This is a genomic window from Alphaproteobacteria bacterium (assembly GCA_004295055.1).
Lineage (GTDB): Bacteria > Pseudomonadota > Alphaproteobacteria > SHNJ01 > SHNJ01 > SHNJ01.
In genome coordinates, this window is record SHNJ01000006.1 from 36,611 (window position 1) to 52,345 (window position 15,735).

Genomic DNA, 15,735 nt, shown 5'->3' on the forward strand with positions numbered 1-15,735 from the left:
TTAGCTGGCTTTCGCGGCCGGCTTTTTGCCGGTGGCCGTGTTGCTGGGATCGATCCAGCCGATATTGCCGTCCGGACGGCGGTAAATCACGTTCATGCCGCCATTGGATTTATTTTTAAACACAATCGCCGGGTAACCGGACAAATCCATGCGCATTACCGCCTCGCTGACGGTCAAGGTTTCGATTTGGGTGGTCATTTCCGCGATTACCAATGGCTGTTCCGGCGCTTCGTCCTGGGATTTTTCGTGGCCGGCGCCAGCCAATACGAATTTCTGTGCTTCGATCATTTCCGCCATTTCTTCGTGGGTCGGCGCGCTGCGCGTGTCTTTCAGCTTATTTTTATAACGGCGCAGGCGGCCATTGACGCGGCTTAACGCCATATCGAAAGCGATATAGGCATCGTCCGCTTCGCCATGGCCTTGTACCATGATGTTACGGCCAACATGAACCTGGATATCGGTTTGAAAGCCATGATTGTGTTTGTCGAATACGATATGCGCTTCGATAGCGCGGCTGAAATATTTTTCAGCGACTTCTTGCAATTTGCTGGTGGCGTGGTCACGCAGCGATTCACCCACATTCATATGGCGGCCAGTAACGGAAATTTTCATATTTTAGAACCCTATGGTTATTGGAAATTATATTATCGTAAGGTTTTGCCTCAACGCCACAATGGCGCTATTCCTCTGAAACCTAATGTCCCGGGTTGCGTTCGTCAAGTCGAAACGACCATGATTAAGTAATTGATTTTTATGCCTTTAATGCAGCACGGCGGCGGCGATCCGCACTCGATGGTATATTCATTTGCTCGCGGTATTTGGCAATTGTGCGCCGCGCCACGTCAATTCCTTCGGCATGAAGCATGGCGACGATCTTGTCGTCCGATAATGGTTTTTGCGGCGGTTCGGCTTCGATCAGGGTTTTGATCTTGTGCCGCACGCTTTCCGATGCCATGGCCATTTTGCCATCGCCGCCGGAAACCGCCGCGCTGAAAAAATACCGCAATTCGAAAATGCCGCGCGGGGTTGCCATATATTTGTTGGTGGTCACCCGGCTGATGGTGGATTCGTGCATTCCAACCGCTTCGGCGATTTCGCGGCGGACCAGCGGACGCAGATATTCGATGCCATAATTGAAAAACGCTTCCTGGTGGCGCACGATTTCGCTGGAAACTTTTAAAATCGTTTGCGCGCGTTGGTGCATTGCCTTGACCAGCCAGTTGGCGGCTTGGAATTTATCGGACAGATATTTTTTTTCTTCCTTGCTGCGCGCGCCCTTTTTAACCTGGGTATAATAGCGGTTATTGATCAAAACCCGCGGCAAGGTTTCGGAATTCAACTCCACATGCCATCCCCCGCCTTTTTGCTGGCGCAAATAAATATCGGGAATTAGCGTATGCGCTTCCTCGCGCTTGAAATTCTCGCCCGGCTTTGGATTCAGTTCCTTGATTTCGGCGATCATGTCTTTTAAATCGTCCGGCTCGCACCCGACCAGTTTTTGCAATTCGGCGATTTTATGCGATCCCAGCAAATCCAAATGCGCCAGGAATTTTTGCATCATCGGGTCCAGGCGGTTTTTTTCCCGCAATTGCAACGACAGGCATTCGGCCAAATTGCGCGCGAACACCCCTGGCGGATCAAATTGCTGCAAGCGCAGCAAGGTGAATGTCACGCGTTCGATGGTACATTCTAGGGCCTTGGCAACGCTGTCCAAATCGCCGCGAAAATAACCGGCGTCATCCAGCATGTCGACCAAATAGGCGGCGATAATCCGGTCGCCGGCATCGTCCAGATCGACCGCGATTTGATCCAGCAAATGATCGCGCAAACTCACTTCGTGGGCCAATTTATCCTGAAAACTGTAATCATCGTCGGAAAAATTATGGCTGGCGCCGCTGCCTTCCCAAGACGCCAGATTGATGCCGGTGGCATCGTTGGCGCCTTCGCCTTCCCAATCATTTTCATAATTGCCGCTGGAAGACGCTTCGGAATCGAAATTCTTATCGGTGCCGATTTCCGCGGTTGTTCCCACGGGCGCCGGAATGTCGCCGCCGCCCTGATCCATCGGATTTTCGGCCAAGGCCTGTAAATTATTGTCTTCGGCAATTTCGCCTTCGCCGTCGGATTTTTCCAGTAATGGATTTTGTTCCAGTTGCTGTTCGACAAATTCCATCAGTTCCAGATTATTCATCTGTAACATTTCGATCGCCTGCTGCAATTGCGGCGTGATCGTCTGGACTTGTTGTCCACGAATGTCGAGGCGTTGTTTCATATCAGGTTTCAGGTGTCCGGTATCAGGTTCCAGGTGTCAGAATCGGGCATTTTTTAAACCCGGCACCTGGCACCTGATACCCGAAACTTTACTATAGGCTAAACCGGTCGCCTAAATAAACCCTGCGCACGTTCTGGTCGTTGACAATTTCATTTGGCGTGCCTTCCATCAACACGCTGCCAGAATGGATAATATAGGCCCGGTCAACGATATCCAGCGTTTCCCGCACATTGTGATCGGTAATCAGGACGCCAAGGCCGCGTTTTTTCAAATGCAGGATCAATTCGCGGATATCATGCACCGCAATAGGATCGATACCGGCCAATGGTTCGTCCAGCAAAATGAAAGACGGCTTGCTGGCAAGCGCCCGGGCAATTTCGGTACGCCGGCGTTCACCGCCAGACAGGGCCATGGCCGGCGAGCGGCGGATATGCTGGATCGAAAATTCCGAAAGCAGGCTTTCCAGCATTTGTTCGCGTGCTTCGATATCGGGTTCCGAAATTTCCAGAATCGAGCGGATATTGTCTTCGACCGAAAGTCCGCGGAAAATAGACGCTTCTTGCGGCAAATAACTGATGCCTTTGCGAGCCCGGCGATACATCGGCAAAAATGTAATATCCTCGCCATTTAGGCGGATATGTCCGGTGTCCGGTTTAATCAGGCCGGAAATAATATAAAAACAAGTCGTTTTACCGGCGCCATTGGGGCCAAGCAGCCCGACAATCTCGCCATGCTTCAATTTGATTTTGATGTTGCGCAGAACCTGGCGGCCTTTATACGCCTTGGACAAATTGTCTATTTCCAAACCTTGATTGTTGGCAACCAGACGCGGCGTCTCGCCGTTTTTTTTCTGCTTATGGTTTTTATTCTTAGCCATGAATCGTTAAAAAGTTCCCGCTTTTTTGGCGCGGTCCGGAATAACCAGTGCGCGTACCCTTTTTATACCCTGGCCGCCATCTTTGCTGCCCAGCAGGCGGCTTACGCCGGTTTTGGTATTCATCTCGGCATAATCGCCCTGCAATTGGTTGGGGCCTTGGGTTAATTTAACATTGCTTTTCAAGGTTGCAAGCCCTTGCGCCATATCATAGGTGGCTTCATCGGCAGTGGCCAGATTGCCATCCGACTGCACTTTTACATTGCCTTTGGCGTCGATGCGGTGAATGCTTAGTTTATTGGCGTCGCCGTTGCCGGTGAAATGCGCCGATATCGCATCGGCGGACAACCGGTTCTTGGCTTGTTCCACAACCGCGTTTCCGCGCGCAACCGCCAGATTTTTACTTTGCCAGAATTCGATGCGTTCCTGGGCGGTTAATTTGGCGGTCGGCGACAGCAATTGCATTGTCTTGCCCGTCATTACAAACGCGCCTTGATCCAGATCGTAATAAGCTTCGTCGGCGATAACTTTGTTTTGCTGTACGGTAATGCGCACATTCCCCGATGCTTCCAGTTTATATAATTCAAAACTGCCATTGCCTTCGCCGCCGCGATAATAGCCGCGCAATTCATCGGCGATCACGTCCATATCGCCGCTGCTGGCGTGAGCATTGCCACGGGCAATATAAACATTTTCTTTCTTATGCCATTCCAGGCCGTTATCGGCTTCGATTTGAATCGGACTTTTTTGATTGGGGGAAATGAAACCAAGTCCTTGCGCCGGCTGCGCCAGCACGGCGCTGGCGTAAAGCGCCATCAATCCTGCAAATAAATATGAAGCGAATTTATTCATGAAGTTTTGGTGTTTGGTTTAATCTTGCCTTTAGGTAGCAAATTTACCTTCACTTTGCCACGTAAAATCACCTGATTGCCGTCATCTTTGGCTTCAAAACCGGATGCCGTGAAAGATCCTTGCGGACTGCGCCCGGAAATCGCACTATCGCTCCACAAGATGCCTTGCGCAAAATCGGCGTACGCCACATCGCTTTTAATTTCATAACCGCTATTGGTGCGGATTACGATATCGCCTTGGGTCGACATGCCGTGGCGATTGCGCCAGTAAGTCGATTTGTTGGCGGAAACGAAAATAGTGGTGTTGTTTTGCGATTGAATATCGATTTTCAAATCTTTTAAATTGATGGCATTAGCGTTTTCCGGCGATGGCGCAGCCGCCGCCGCACGAATTGTATAGGATAATCCGTTATTGGTGGTGCCGGTATAACGCGGCCCAACGATCAAGGACGCTTGCGGCGCTTCTTCCATAACGTTTTCGGTGGTCAGGCTGAAACGATTTTCATTTTCGATCAGATTCGGCCAGACGGTGATGGTCAGCAAAATCGCAACTGCCAGGGCCGGCAAAACAATTTTCAGCCAATATACGATTTCCGAATAATGGCTGCCGCCCAACAATACCTGGGCGCGCGGCGTGTATTCGAACCGCGCCGGTTTCTGGCCGGCTGTTTTCGACGCGGGTTTTTGCTTTAATGGACGAGCCATTACATCACTCCGGCGCGCAAGCAATCGTGAATATGGATAATGCCTTGCAATTCATCGTCATCGATCACGAATAAAGTCGTGATCGATTTTTGATTCATAATTCCCAACGCCTCCGCTGCCAGTGCCTTTGACGAAATCGTGCGCGGGTTCGGCGTCATCACTTCGGTGGCGGAAAGGGTCAGGAAATTGTCGCTCATATGGCGGCGCATATCGCCATCGGTAATGACGCCCAGCAATTTGCCGCGCTTGTCGATAACTCCGGCGCATCCGAATTTTTTGGAACTGATGGTAATCAAAACGCTGCTCATCAAATCTTCCGGCTTTACCAGCGGCAATTCGGCGCCGGTATGCATTAATTTTTCAACTCTCATCAAGCGTTGACCTAGTTTTCCGCCCGGATGGATTTCGCGGAATTGTTCCGGTGAAAATCCTTTTTGTTCCAGCAGGCAGACCGCCAGCGCATCGCCCAGGGCCAGGCTCATGGTTGTCGATGTGGTTGGAGCCAATCCCATCGGACATGCCTCGGCAGCGTCGGGCAATTGCAATACGACATCGGCCGCCGAACCCAGGCTGCTTTGCAGATTTTTGGTTATGGCAATCACCGGAATAGCAAACCGTTTGGCATAGGCGATAATGTCGCCCAATTCGGGCGCTTCGCCGGAATTGGAAATTGCCAGCACCGCATCGTCCGATGTAATCATACCTAAATCGCCGTGGCTGGCCTCGCCGGGGTGTACATACTGCGCCGGGGTTCCAGTCGATGCAAAAGTGGCCGCCAGTTTGCGCGCCACATGGCCGGATTTGCCAATGCCGGTGACAATGACCCGGCCTTTGGTTTTCATCAATAAACTGATGGTGGCGGCAAAATTCTGATTTAGCGTTTTTTGTAATTCGGCAAGACCGGCAATTTCGGTTTGAATAACGGTCTGGGCTCGTTCTAAAACCGAGCCGCTCATCGCATCGTTGGCGACGATCAATTTCAAAGCCTGGCTACTTGGTTTTTGGCCCATTTTCTACCTTTACGCCTTTATATAGTAATCGTTGATTGCGGTTTAAATCCGGTCGTTCCCTAAGTTATTGATATTTATATATATTATCAATAATTTCGCCCAACATAACAGGCAGGGCAAGATTATGCCTGAAACCGGACCAAAGGTCAAGAAACTGCGCTTTTTTGGAAATAGAAGGTTAATTTTAAAAAATTAGACCCGGTCGCTGGAATGATGGGCGAACAGGGCGTTGGTGTTAATGCCCTCGGCTTCGATCAGGCCGTTATTGACAACCGTATCGAAGGCGCGTTCCGCAACATTCAACAATCCATCGCGTTTCAATAATTCGGTCAGACGATCCATCAAATCATGCAAATGTAAAACATCGGTAACGGCGTATTTCAATTGCGCGTCGGTCAATTTTTTCGCGCCCCAATCGGATTTTTGTTTTTCCTTGTTTACTTCGATGCCCAAAATATCCTTGCAAATATCGTTCAATCCATGGCTGTCGGTAAAACGCCGCGCCAGTTTGCTGGCGATTTTAGTATCGAAAATCGGGCCGGTTTCGGCGCCCAGATAATATTTTAAATAGGCAATGTCGGTTTGCCCGAAATGAAAAATTTTCAAGGTCTTTTTATCTTGCAGTAATTTTTTTAAATTCGGCGCATTGTATTGATTCGCCGCGAATTGCACCAAATGCGCCTTGCCTTTGCGGCCCTGCAATTGCACCAGGCACAGCCGGTCGCGGCCGACTTTTAACCCCATCATTTCGCAATCAACGGCAACTGGACCGTTAAATTTGACGGTGGGTGGCAAATCATTTTGGTGCAGGGTGAAATTAGTCATAAGGATCCTTATAGAAATTAAGCAGCGGTTTTCCCAGCCGTAACCTTTGATTGCGCCAGTCCGCCTACGTTCCTTTGGAACTTCGGCGCGGCAGCCTTCGACTTATGTTAATTAAAACGGACGAAGGCTGGTGCCCAGAAGAGGACTCGAACCTCCATGATGTTACTCACTGGTACCTGAAACCAGCGCGTCTACCAATTCCGCCATCTGGGCGTGCGCGGAATGTCGCGCAAATAAGGGGTTATTGTCAAGCGGCTTTACTATGCTGGCGTTGACGGATTTCTTGAATTTTTCGGGTAATATGCGCCGGAGCCCCGATATCCCGGCCTTGGCGGGCTAAATGTTCCCGGCGCGCTTCTTTTTTTGCAATCCGGGGTTCCAAATTTGTTTGCCGTGCAGAAGATCGGGTATAGAGCCGTTGATAATCAAACAGCCTGCCAAATTCTATAAGGCGCGAATCTAAATCCACAAGATTTCCGGTTGCACCCACCGGCATCATCAAATCAGCCACCGTTTTGGCCGGAGTTAAAGCGGATTCCAATTCTAGAAAATCGTGCAAGCGGCAGCTTGATTTGTCCTGAGTTGAGGGTATCAAACGGACTTGATCGTCCGGAGTTACGGAAACATCGATAGAAATTCCCGTCACTGTCCGTAAATCGCGGCAATATTTTAATATTTTTTGAATGCTGATGGTTGGCATGCCGGTTAAAAAAGGTTCAATTCCGGCAGGGGAGATAGGATCGATCCATAGCCGGATTTTATTATTTAGCAGGATCGTAAATTTTACACGATGCTCGATGGCTTCCAATCCGGTCTGCGCATCTAGAAAAATATTTTGTGCGCCAGAGTATAAAGCGCCGTGGCATTTTATTTGTTCCGCGGCCATCTCGCCGTATCTTTCCATGAAACCGGCCCTATGCATCCGGCGGGTTATCAAATTTTTTAAAGCCAGAATTTCTTCGGGACGGCCGGGAATATCCGGCAGCTCCATCAAAAGATCGCGTGTTCCTAAGATGTGGACGCTCATGGTTTGTTCCCTAAAATTTCTTGTGCGCGTTTTAATGGGGCGCTTTGCTTAATATACAAAACCAATAAGAATATACCTTATAGCAATACGATTGTAAAACCGGCGCAAAACGATTGTTATTTTATAAAATAAAGGCTAAATAAGAAATAGTTTCAATTACTTAATAAGTGGCATCATGTCTTCTCACACCCATTCCAAAATCGTCGTTTTCGGCGGCTCCGGTTTTATCGGCCGTTATGTGGTGAAACGTTTGGCTGCGCTTGGCGCGGTGATTGCCGTGCCGACGCGCAATGTCGAAAAAGCCAAATTTTTACGCACGTTCGGCGATGTCGGTCAGATCGCGCCGATTGCATGCGAGATAAGCAACGAGGCTTCGTTGCGCGCGGTAATAAAAAATGCGGATGCGGTAATTAATCTGCCGGGCATTTTATTCGAAAGCGGCAAAAGCAAATTCGATTCGGTGCATCATAAAATTCCGATGAACATCGCGGCGATCTCCCGCGAGTGCGGCGTGAAAACGCTGGTGCATATTTCGGCGATCGGCGCGGATGAGAATTCCAATTCCGCCTATGCGCGCAGCAAGGCGAAGGGAGAGCGCGCCGTGGCGCGCGAATATTCCGGCGCGGTGATTTTGCGGCCCAGCATTGTGTTCGGCCCGGAAGACAACTTTTTCAATCTGTTTGCCGGCATGGCGCAATTGTTCCACATGCTGCCATTGATCGGCGGCGGCCAGACAAAATTCCAGCCCGTTTATGTCGGCGATGTTGCCGATGCGGTTGTTGCCGCGATATTCAACGATGCCGCGCGCGGCAAAATTTACGAATTGGGCGGCCCCAAAATTTACACTTTTGCGGAATTGATGCAAATTATGCTGCGGCAAACGGGACAAAAAGCCTGTTTGATTTCGGTGCCGTTCTGGTGGGCAAAGGTCAAGGCCGCGTTCTTGCAGCTAATGCCAAGGCCGCTTTTGACCATTGATCAGGTGCGCATGCTGGAAAAAGACAATCTGGTCGGCGGTTCGGTTTTAAAATTAAAAGATCTTGGCATAACGCCAACCGCGCTCGAAGTGATTCTGCCTTCGTATCTGGACCGCTATAAAACCGGCGGACGGATGGGGAACACCGATCAGGCGGCCTAGGCGAACCACAATAAAATAACCGCGCCTAAGGCGATGCGGTAAATCGAAAATATTTTTAAAGACGTGTGCTGCAACAGCCGCATCATAAACGCGATCGCTAAAAAACCAAACACGAAGGACAGTCCGATTCCCATGGCCAGTTCGTTGATGGGAACGGGGCCAGCATATTCCATCAAATCCTTTCCCGCCAGCAGCGCGGCGCCGCCGATGGTTGGAATCGCAAGCAACATTGAAAATCGCGCCGATTCGAACCGATTCAATCCCAAAAATCGCGCGGTGGTAATGGTAATGCCGGAACGGCTGACGCCCGGAATAATGGCCAGCGCCTGCGCCAGGCCAATCATCATGACGCTGCGCCAGTTCAGATGATCGACTTTGTGAATGGTTTTTCCAAATTGATCGGCGATGCCCATCAATATGCCGAATACGATTAAATTTATGGCGATGAAATGCGGCGAACGCAAACCGTCCGGATAAAAATGTTTATAGATAAGGCCAAAAATAACTGCCGGTATTGTGGCGACAATTAAATATACCGCGACGCGAATTCCCAAATTGACCTTGCGGTTTAAAAACCAGTCGATCGTATCGCCGATAATCATCGCCACGTCACGGCGGAAATAGCAAAGCACCGCCAGCAATGTGCCGAAATGCACGGCGATATCGAAATGCAGTCCTTGATCCGGCCAGCCGGTAAAAAAGGGAACCAGAATCAAATGCCCCGAACTGCTGACCGGCAGGAATTCCGTCAGACCTTGAACCGCGGCAAGAACTAAAATTTGCAGAAAACTCATAAGGCACCGTACATGAAATATCTATTCTAAGCCATAACCCCAGTTTCGTATAATCCTCAACTATAAAGAATATTATGGCAAAAATATTTTTTACTCTGTACCAGTTGGGGATTACGCTATACCCTAAGGAATGCGCACTTTATACCATATCTGGCTGTCCCCTTTTTGCCGCAAGGTCCGTTTTTATATGGCGGAAAAATCCTTGCCGTTTGAATTGAAGGTGGAAAAAATTTGGGAACGGCGCACGGAATTTTTTACGCTCAATCCCGCCGGCGAGGTTCCGGTTTTGGTCGATCAAGACGGCAAGGCGATTGTCGATGCCAACGCGATTTGCGAATATCTCGAAGAAACTTACGCCAGTCCAAATTTATTGGGCCACGATCCGCATGCGCGTGCGGAAACGCGCCGCCTGATTGCGTGGTTCGACGGAAAATTCAACCGCGAGGTTAGCGCCTATCTGGTCGATGAAAAAATGATGAAACGTTTTGTGGGTTTGGGCGAACCGAACTCGCACGCGATCCGCGCCGGCAAGGCGAATATCGGCCACCATCTCGATTATATTTCTTACTTGATCGAACGGCGCAACTGGCTGGCAGGAGATCAGTTTACTTTGGCGGATATTGCGGCGGCGGCGCATTTGTCCTGTATCGATTATTTGGGCGATGTGCCGTGGGACAATCATCCTGTCGCCAAGCAATGGTATATGCGGATTAAATCGCGCCCGGCGTTTCGCGGACTTCTGGCGGATCATATTCCCGGCGTGCCGCCGCCCAAACACTACGCGCAGTTGGATTTTTAACGCGAAGCGATAGGTGTAATATTTTCTCGCCGCAACTGAGTTAGCAATTCGTTGAAACCAATTTTCCCCGGGCTGCTGGTCATAAATATCGGATGCGATTTATAAAAATCCGTATCGCTAATCAATCTTTGTTGATTTGGATTGAGCGCTCCGTTCAGCACTTTCCCGGGAACAACCTGACCGTTTGGCAGCGGGTTAAGTCTAATCAGGTAGTTTTGTGAATAATGATGACCAGTCCAGTTTGCATAAAGGCTGTATCCCAGAACGTACTGCGGATCGCGAGTTTGATAAAGATAAAGGCTGGTATGCGGTTCGGGGGCACTATACCACTTTAATGCTGGAACAAGTCCGCAGTATCCGGCCAGAGCAGAAATAAAAATCCATAATGCTTGCTTATACTTCTTTCGCATCACCGGATGATATCCTCAATCGATTTAAAAATCCAGTCTATGTCCTGCGGACGGCTTAGCCGGTGATCGCCATCTTTGATCAGATGAATTTGCACATTGTCGCTTTCGACTTTTTCAGAAATGCGGCGTGAAAATTCCCAAGGCACATCGACATCGTTCATGCCATGAATCAACCGGACCGGGCAGGCGACGGGCAGCGTTTCGCGCGCCAGCAATAAATGCTTGCGACCATCTTCGATCAATTGTTTGGTGAATGGTGTTGGTTCCGTATCGTATTTTGGTGGTTCGTAAAACACGCCGTCTTTCAATAATTTTTCGCGGGCGCCTTCGCTGATGACGTTCCAAATCAATTCTTCGGTGAAATCCGGCGCGCTGGCGATGCCAACCAGACCGGCGACACGTTCCGGACGCAGCAAGGCAAGATGCAATGTAATCCATCCGCCCATGCTCGATCCTACAAGAATTTTTTTACCCACCGTGTGGTTGTCCAGAATATACAATGCGTCTTTGATCCATTGGCCGATCGTACCATCGATAAATTTTCCATCCGACTGTCCGTGACCACTGTAATCAAATCGCGTCAATCCATGTCCGGTTTTTTGCGCCCATTCTGCTAACGCCGTCGCTTTGCTGCCATTCATGTCGGACCGGAAGCCGGTTAAAAATAAAATGCCTGGCTGTGATTGTTTTGCCGCAATGGCGGAAATCGTTTGGTAAGCGAGGCGATGAGGTTGCGCCGCTGCATATTGCACATTCTGGTTTAGGGCCGTTTTTAGTTGATAGTTTGGATTATTCATCACTATTCCCGCATTTTTATGTCATTCCAGGCGGATAAGCTTATACACCAAAAAGCCTTTTTATGCTATGTCTAAGCGCATGAAATTGGCGATCTCGAAACAGGCTCCAACGGTTTTACAAATTTTACCGGCACTGATCAGCGGCGGTGTAGAACGCGGCACGGTCGATATGGCCGCATATATTGTGCAGCAGGGATGGAATGCAATCGTAGTATCGTCGGGCGGGCCGATGGCGCATGAAGTCGAACGGGCCGGCGGCAAGCACATTGCTCTGCCGGTGGATTCCAAAAATCCGTTGCAAATTTTGTGGAATGCGCGCGTGCTGGCGAAAATCATCCGCGACCGCAATGTCAGCATTATCCATGCGCGCTCGCGCGCGCCTGCTTGGAGCGCGTTCAAGGCCGCGCGCAAAACCGGCACGCCGTTTGTGACCTCGTTTCATGGCGCTTATAATTTTACCGGCAAGGTCAAGCGTTGGTACAACAGCATCATGACGCGCGGCGCGCGCGTGATCGCGGTGTCGCATTTTATAGAATCGCATATTGCCGCGAATTACGATATCGATCCGGATAAAATCGATGTCGTGCCGCGCGGCATTGATTTATTGCGGTTCGATCCCGTGCGCGTGCATCGCGATCGCGTGATCAAGCTTGCCGGCGAATGGAATATTCCCGACGACAAGCCGATCATCATGTTGCCTGGCCGCATTAGCCGCTGGAAAGGCCAGCGCGAATTGCTGATGGCGTTATCGAAATTGCCGCATAAAAATTTTTACTGCTTGTTCGTGGGATCGGATCATGGCCATGAATCGTACCGCCAGGAAATCGAACGTCTGGTGAGCGAATTGCAATTGGAAGGCCTGGTAAAATGGGTCGGCGAATGTAAGGACATGCCCGCCGCGTATTTATTGGCCGATGTTGTGGTGTCGGCCAGCATTGAACCAGAGGCGTTCGGCCGCGTGGTGGTCGAAGCGCAAGCGATGGGCCGCCCGGTGATCGCGACCAACCATGGCGGTTCGGCAGAAACGATTATCGATGGCGAAACCGGTTTGTTGTATCCGGCGGACGATATCAATGCGCTGTCGCAAATGATCGGCAAGGTTCTGACTTTAAACGCCCAGGCCCGGGAACGTCTGGCGGAAACGCAAATGGCGCATGCGCGCGCGCATTACAGCCGCGAACAAATGTGCGAAGGCGAATTCGCCGTTTATAAAAAAGTTTTGTCTAAGGCCCGTAAAAAATCCAACGCAGCATAGGAGATCATCATGCGCAATCATCTTCTTACTCTCGCCATAGCCGTTATCATGTGCTGGCTACTGGTGCAGGCGACCTTGCCCAAGATCAATGAATTTCTTCCGGAGCACGTGGCAAAAGAAAGCGCTTTCGACCGCGTGATGCGCAGTCAAGCGCTGCATTGCGGTTATGGCGTTTGGGCGCCGATTATGATTAAAGACGCCAATACCGGCGCAATGTCCGGGATTTTTTACGACTATATGGATGCGATGGGTAAATCGCTGAATTTGAAAATTCAGTGGACCGAAGTTTCTTGGAGCGATTTTGCAGCCGATCTCGCATCCGGTAAGATCGACGCGATGTGCGCCGGAATCTGGCCGACAGGTACGAAATCGCGCGCCATGGATTTCACCGCGCCGATTTATTATGTGGCGATTCACACATTTGCGCGCGCCGACGATACGCGGTTCGATCACGCGCTGGATAAAATAAACAGCAAAGATATCACTATTGCTTCGATGGATGGAGAGATATCGAATATCATCGCCTCGGCGGATTTTAAAGACGCGAAATTATTATCCTTGCCTTCCAACGCGTCGCAACCGCAGATTTTGTTGAACGTCGCAACCGGCAAGGCGGATGTTACATTTCAAGACGCCGCGACCGGACAGGATTTTATGAACGCGAATCCCGGCAAGGTGAAAATGGTGCCGGGCGGCGAATTCATCCGTACTTTCGGCAATACCATTGCCGTCGCCAAAGGGCAGGATGAATTGAAAGATATGCTGAATACCGCGTCGGCGGAATTGTTGCAAAGCGGCGTTGTGGATGGCATTATTAAAAAATATGAAAAATACCCGGGATCTTTCTACCGCGTCGCCAAACCCTATCAGCCGCCTGAAATAAAATAGGAAAAAATATCATGATGAAACCGCATCTGTTGACGCTCGCTTTGGCGGTGATTATCGCCTGGCTGATGATGCAATCGTTTCAGAGCGTCACGATGAAGCACAGCCGCGGCGCGGAAAATAATGCCTATGAGCGCGTTATCAAATCCGGCACGTTGCGTTGCGCCTATAGTTTATGGGAACCGGCGGTAATGCGCGATCCCAATACCGGCGAAATGTCCGGCCTGATTTACGATTTCATGCAAGAAGTCGGCAAGGCTCTGAATATCAAGGTGGAATATAATTTGGAAGTGCCATGGGATTCCGTTCCAACCGCCTTAAAAACCAACAAGGCCGATGCGCATTGCGCCGGTATTTGGGCAACCGCCGCGCGCGGCCGGGTGATGGCGTTCAGCAATCCATTATTTTTCTCGCCGGTAGTGGCGTTTGCTCGCGCCGATGATGGGCGGTTCAATTTCAATCTCGATAATATCAACAAGCCCGATATTACTATTGCGATTTCGGATGACGATATTACCACTGAAATTTATTCGCATGATTTCCCAAACGCCAAAAAATATGAATTGCCTTTATTCTCGCCTCCCGAAGAATTGTTTTTAGCCATTGCTTCGCGCAAGGCCGATGTCACCATCAATAATCCATCGCGTTTGCAGACTTTTAATAAAAATAATCCCGATCAAGTTAAAGTCATTCCGAATTACACGCCGTTGCGGATTTTTCCAAATGTAGTGGCGGTCGATATTCGCGAAGTGGAATTGCAAAATATGTTAAACACAGCCATCGAACAATTATTGAACAGCCGTGCCATGGAAAAAATCGCCGCCAAATATAAGGCCAAAGGTTTCGATATGAGTTTCATGGTCCCTGCCAACCGCGGCTATTCGTGGGAGGGACATTGATATTATATAATAAGCTACCCTCCCCTTGAGGGAGGGTCAAAAATGCGATAGCATTTTTGGGGTGGGGACATGATGGTGAATATTACGAATCACTTTATTGTTTAAATAGAAATCCCCACCCCAAAATTTCTGACGAAATTTTGCGCCCTCCCTCAAGGGGAGGGCAGCTAAAAAAGAAAGATCTGCAATTGTTTGGAACAAACCATGCCTAATAAAATCCTCGTCATCAAACACTCCGCCCTTGGCGATTTTGTGCTCGCCACCGGGCCGATGAAGGCAATCCGTGCGCATCATCCGAACGCGCATATCACGTTGCTGACCACTAAAACATTCGCTGGGTGGGGGCGGGATTGCGGCTGGTTCAACGATGTAATCATCGATTCGCGGCCGCCAATTTCAAAATTCAAACAATGGCTTGATTTACGCGCCGATGTGCGTGGGCGCCAATTCGACATGGTGTATGATTTGCAAACATCCAGCCGGACCAATTTGTATTTTTATTTTTGGCAGCCACATAAGATGCAATGGAATGGCGCGGCAAAATTAGCCTCGCACCCGCATACCAATCCACGCCGTGCGGAAATGCACACTACCGACCGCCACCGCGAACAATTGGCGCTGTCCGGTATTGCCAATGTACCGCCACCCAATTTGGATTGGATGCGCGCCGATATTTCCAAATTTAATTTGAATCGGCCTTATGTACTTCTCGTTCCGGGCGGTTCTGCGCACCGGCCGCAAAAACGCTGGCCGGTCGAATACTATATAAAGGCGGTGGAATTTATTAACGCGAACGGAGTCATACCGGTATTGCTGGGCGCTACCGCCGATTTGGATGTGGTGGAACCGATTGCCGCCGCTTGTCCCTATGCCGTGAACCTTTTGAATAAAACCAATTTTGCCGAAATCGTCGAATTGGGACGGCATGCCGCCGCCGCCATTGGCAACGATACCGGGCCAATGCATATGGTCGCCCCGACCGGTTGCCCGTCGATTGTGCTGTTTTCCCATGATTCGGACCCCGCCCGTTGCGCCCCAAAAGGGCCTGGAACAGGCCAAAATGTTACAATTTTGCGCGAATTTCACTTGAAAGACTTGCAACCAGACGCAGTTCTTGCCATTCTAGGCCCCTTATTAACTAATAATCAGAGGCACAATGGCGTCCACAGCGCAAGCAGCGCAGCAAACGCGTAA

At 49.9% G+C, this 15,735-nt stretch carries 17 protein-coding genes and 1 tRNA gene; 6 read left to right on the forward strand and 12 right to left on the reverse strand.

What is annotated here, in order from left to right:
- From raiA to EYC62_00650, 9 genes are all read right to left on the reverse strand, one after another.
- Positions 1-612 carry a ribosome-associated translation inhibitor RaiA gene (gene raiA / locus EYC62_00610; GenBank protein ID TAH37768.1) on the reverse strand — a complete coding sequence of 204 codons (612 nt, stop codon included), beginning with the start codon at positions 610-612 and terminating at the stop codon, positions 1-3.
- 139 nt (positions 613-751) lie between these two features.
- The gene (gene rpoN / locus EYC62_00615) at positions 752-2,272 is read right to left on the reverse strand and encodes an RNA polymerase sigma-54 factor (protein ID TAH37769.1); all 1,521 of its coding nucleotides are present in this window, start codon (positions 2,270-2,272) and stop codon (positions 752-754) included.
- Between the two features lie 91 nt (positions 2,273-2,363).
- Entirely contained in the window at positions 2,364-3,149 is a 786-nt protein-coding gene (gene lptB, locus EYC62_00620; protein TAH37770.1) for an LPS export ABC transporter ATP-binding protein, read from the reverse strand.
- A 6-nt stretch (positions 3,150-3,155) separates the two neighbouring features.
- Complete coding sequence (locus EYC62_00625; protein TAH37771.1) at positions 3,156-3,998, reverse strand: hypothetical protein; 843 nt, start codon at positions 3,996-3,998, stop codon at positions 3,156-3,158.
- The gene (lptC, locus tag EYC62_00630) at positions 3,995-4,702 is read right to left on the reverse strand and encodes an LPS export ABC transporter periplasmic protein LptC (GenBank protein TAH37772.1); all 708 of its coding nucleotides are present in this window, start codon (positions 4,700-4,702) and stop codon (positions 3,995-3,997) included. Before lptC ends, EYC62_00625 begins: the two co-directional genes overlap by 4 nt.
- The gene (locus EYC62_00635; GenBank protein ID TAH37841.1) at positions 4,702-5,658 is read right to left on the reverse strand and encodes a KpsF/GutQ family sugar-phosphate isomerase; all 957 of its coding nucleotides are present in this window, start codon (positions 5,656-5,658) and stop codon (positions 4,702-4,704) included. The genes lptC and EYC62_00635 overlap by 1 nt, the downstream gene beginning before the upstream one ends.
- Before the next feature lie 246 nt (positions 5,659-5,904).
- The gene (locus EYC62_00640; protein ID TAH37773.1) at positions 5,905-6,537 is read right to left on the reverse strand and encodes a ribonuclease D; all 633 of its coding nucleotides are present in this window, start codon (positions 6,535-6,537) and stop codon (positions 5,905-5,907) included.
- Positions 6,538-6,665: 128 nt separating this feature from the next.
- A tRNA-Leu gene (locus tag EYC62_00645) sits at positions 6,666-6,750 on the reverse strand.
- Between the two features lie 34 nt (positions 6,751-6,784).
- The gene (locus EYC62_00650; GenBank protein TAH37774.1) at positions 6,785-7,564 is read right to left on the reverse strand and encodes a hypothetical protein; all 780 of its coding nucleotides are present in this window, start codon (positions 7,562-7,564) and stop codon (positions 6,785-6,787) included.
- Between the two features lie 175 nt (positions 7,565-7,739).
- On the opposite strand from EYC62_00650, the gene EYC62_00655 reads away from it, so the two are divergent.
- Entirely contained in the window at positions 7,740-8,702 is a 963-nt protein-coding gene (locus EYC62_00655) for a complex I NDUFA9 subunit family protein (protein TAH37775.1), read from the forward strand.
- On the opposite strand, the gene EYC62_00660 is transcribed toward EYC62_00655, so the two are convergent.
- The gene (locus EYC62_00660; protein ID TAH37776.1) at positions 8,699-9,496 is read right to left on the reverse strand and encodes an undecaprenyl-diphosphate phosphatase; all 798 of its coding nucleotides are present in this window, start codon (positions 9,494-9,496) and stop codon (positions 8,699-8,701) included. The two genes, EYC62_00655 and EYC62_00660, sit on opposite strands and share 4 nt — an antisense overlap.
- Before the next feature lie 130 nt (positions 9,497-9,626).
- Between EYC62_00660 and EYC62_00665 the strand changes: the two genes are divergently transcribed.
- Positions 9,627-10,295, forward strand: coding sequence for a glutathione S-transferase family protein (locus tag EYC62_00665; GenBank protein TAH37777.1), 669 nt, complete (start codon positions 9,627-9,629; stop codon positions 10,293-10,295).
- Here the strand turns inward: EYC62_00665 and EYC62_00670 are convergent.
- Both EYC62_00670 and EYC62_00675 read right to left on the reverse strand, forming a co-directional pair.
- Complete coding sequence (locus tag EYC62_00670) at positions 10,292-10,708, reverse strand: hypothetical protein (protein ID TAH37778.1); 417 nt, start codon at positions 10,706-10,708, stop codon at positions 10,292-10,294. The two genes, EYC62_00665 and EYC62_00670, sit on opposite strands and share 4 nt — an antisense overlap.
- Complete coding sequence (locus EYC62_00675; protein ID TAH37842.1) at positions 10,705-11,346, reverse strand: alpha/beta hydrolase; 642 nt, start codon at positions 11,344-11,346, stop codon at positions 10,705-10,707. The genes EYC62_00670 and EYC62_00675 overlap by 4 nt, the downstream gene beginning before the upstream one ends.
- Before the next feature lie 223 nt (positions 11,347-11,569).
- Here EYC62_00675 and EYC62_00680 point away from each other — a divergent pair, with 223 nt between their 5' ends.
- From EYC62_00680 to EYC62_00695, 4 genes are all read left to right on the forward strand, one after another.
- On the forward strand, positions 11,570-12,757 hold the full coding sequence (locus EYC62_00680; GenBank protein TAH37779.1) for a glycosyltransferase: 1,188 nt from the start codon (positions 11,570-11,572) through the stop codon (positions 12,755-12,757).
- A 9-nt stretch (positions 12,758-12,766) separates the two neighbouring features.
- Positions 12,767-13,645 (forward strand): amino acid ABC transporter substrate-binding protein, encoded by an 879-nt coding sequence (locus tag EYC62_00685; GenBank protein TAH37780.1) that lies wholly within the window; start codon positions 12,767-12,769, stop codon positions 13,643-13,645.
- A gap of 11 nt (positions 13,646-13,656) precedes the next feature.
- Positions 13,657-14,541, forward strand: coding sequence for an amino acid ABC transporter substrate-binding protein (locus tag EYC62_00690; GenBank protein ID TAH37781.1), 885 nt, complete (start codon positions 13,657-13,659; stop codon positions 14,539-14,541).
- 204 nt (positions 14,542-14,745) lie between these two features.
- A complete protein-coding gene (locus tag EYC62_00695) occupies positions 14,746-15,735 on the forward strand; it encodes a lipopolysaccharide heptosyltransferase family protein (GenBank protein TAH37782.1) in 990 nt (329 codons plus the stop codon).

Bases quoted from the DNA above. Each gene is read 5' to 3' on its own strand.
- EYC62_00660 (TAH37776.1), bottom strand. From the start codon at position 9,496: ATGAGTTTTCTGCAAATTTTAGTTCTTGCCGCGGTTCAAGGTCTGACG.
- lptC (TAH37772.1), bottom strand. From the start codon at position 4,702: ATGGCTCGTCCATTAAAGCAAAAACCCGCGTCGAAAACAGCCGGCCAG.
- EYC62_00685 (TAH37780.1), top strand. From the start codon at position 12,767: ATGCGCAATCATCTTCTTACTCTCGCCATAGCCGTTATCATGTGCTGG.
- EYC62_00650 (TAH37774.1), bottom strand. From the start codon at position 7,564: ATGAGCGTCCACATCTTAGGAACACGCGATCTTTTGATGGAGCTGCCG.
- lptB (TAH37770.1), bottom strand. From the start codon at position 3,149: ATGGCTAAGAATAAAAACCATAAGCAGAAAAAAAACGGCGAGACGCCG.
- EYC62_00655 (TAH37775.1), top strand. From the start codon at position 7,740: ATGTCTTCTCACACCCATTCCAAAATCGTCGTTTTCGGCGGCTCCGGT.
- EYC62_00690 (TAH37781.1), top strand. From the start codon at position 13,657: ATGATGAAACCGCATCTGTTGACGCTCGCTTTGGCGGTGATTATCGCC.
- EYC62_00680 (TAH37779.1), top strand. From the start codon at position 11,570: ATGTCTAAGCGCATGAAATTGGCGATCTCGAAACAGGCTCCAACGGTT.
- EYC62_00665 (TAH37777.1), top strand. From the start codon at position 9,627: ATGCGCACTTTATACCATATCTGGCTGTCCCCTTTTTGCCGCAAGGTC.
- EYC62_00695 (TAH37782.1), top strand. From the start codon at position 14,746: ATGCCTAATAAAATCCTCGTCATCAAACACTCCGCCCTTGGCGATTTT.
- EYC62_00635 (TAH37841.1), bottom strand. From the start codon at position 5,658: ATGAGCGGCTCGGTTTTAGAACGAGCCCAGACCGTTATTCAAACCGAA.
- EYC62_00625 (TAH37771.1), bottom strand. From the start codon at position 3,998: ATGAATAAATTCGCTTCATATTTATTTGCAGGATTGATGGCGCTTTAC.
- rpoN (TAH37769.1), bottom strand. From the start codon at position 2,272: ATGAAACAACGCCTCGACATTCGTGGACAACAAGTCCAGACGATCACG.
- EYC62_00675 (TAH37842.1), bottom strand. From the start codon at position 11,346: ATGAATGGCAGCAAAGCGACGGCGTTAGCAGAATGGGCGCAAAAAACC.
- EYC62_00640 (TAH37773.1), bottom strand. From the start codon at position 6,537: ATGACTAATTTCACCCTGCACCAAAATGATTTGCCACCCACCGTCAAA.
- raiA (TAH37768.1), bottom strand. From the start codon at position 612: ATGAAAATTTCCGTTACTGGCCGCCATATGAATGTGGGTGAATCGCTG.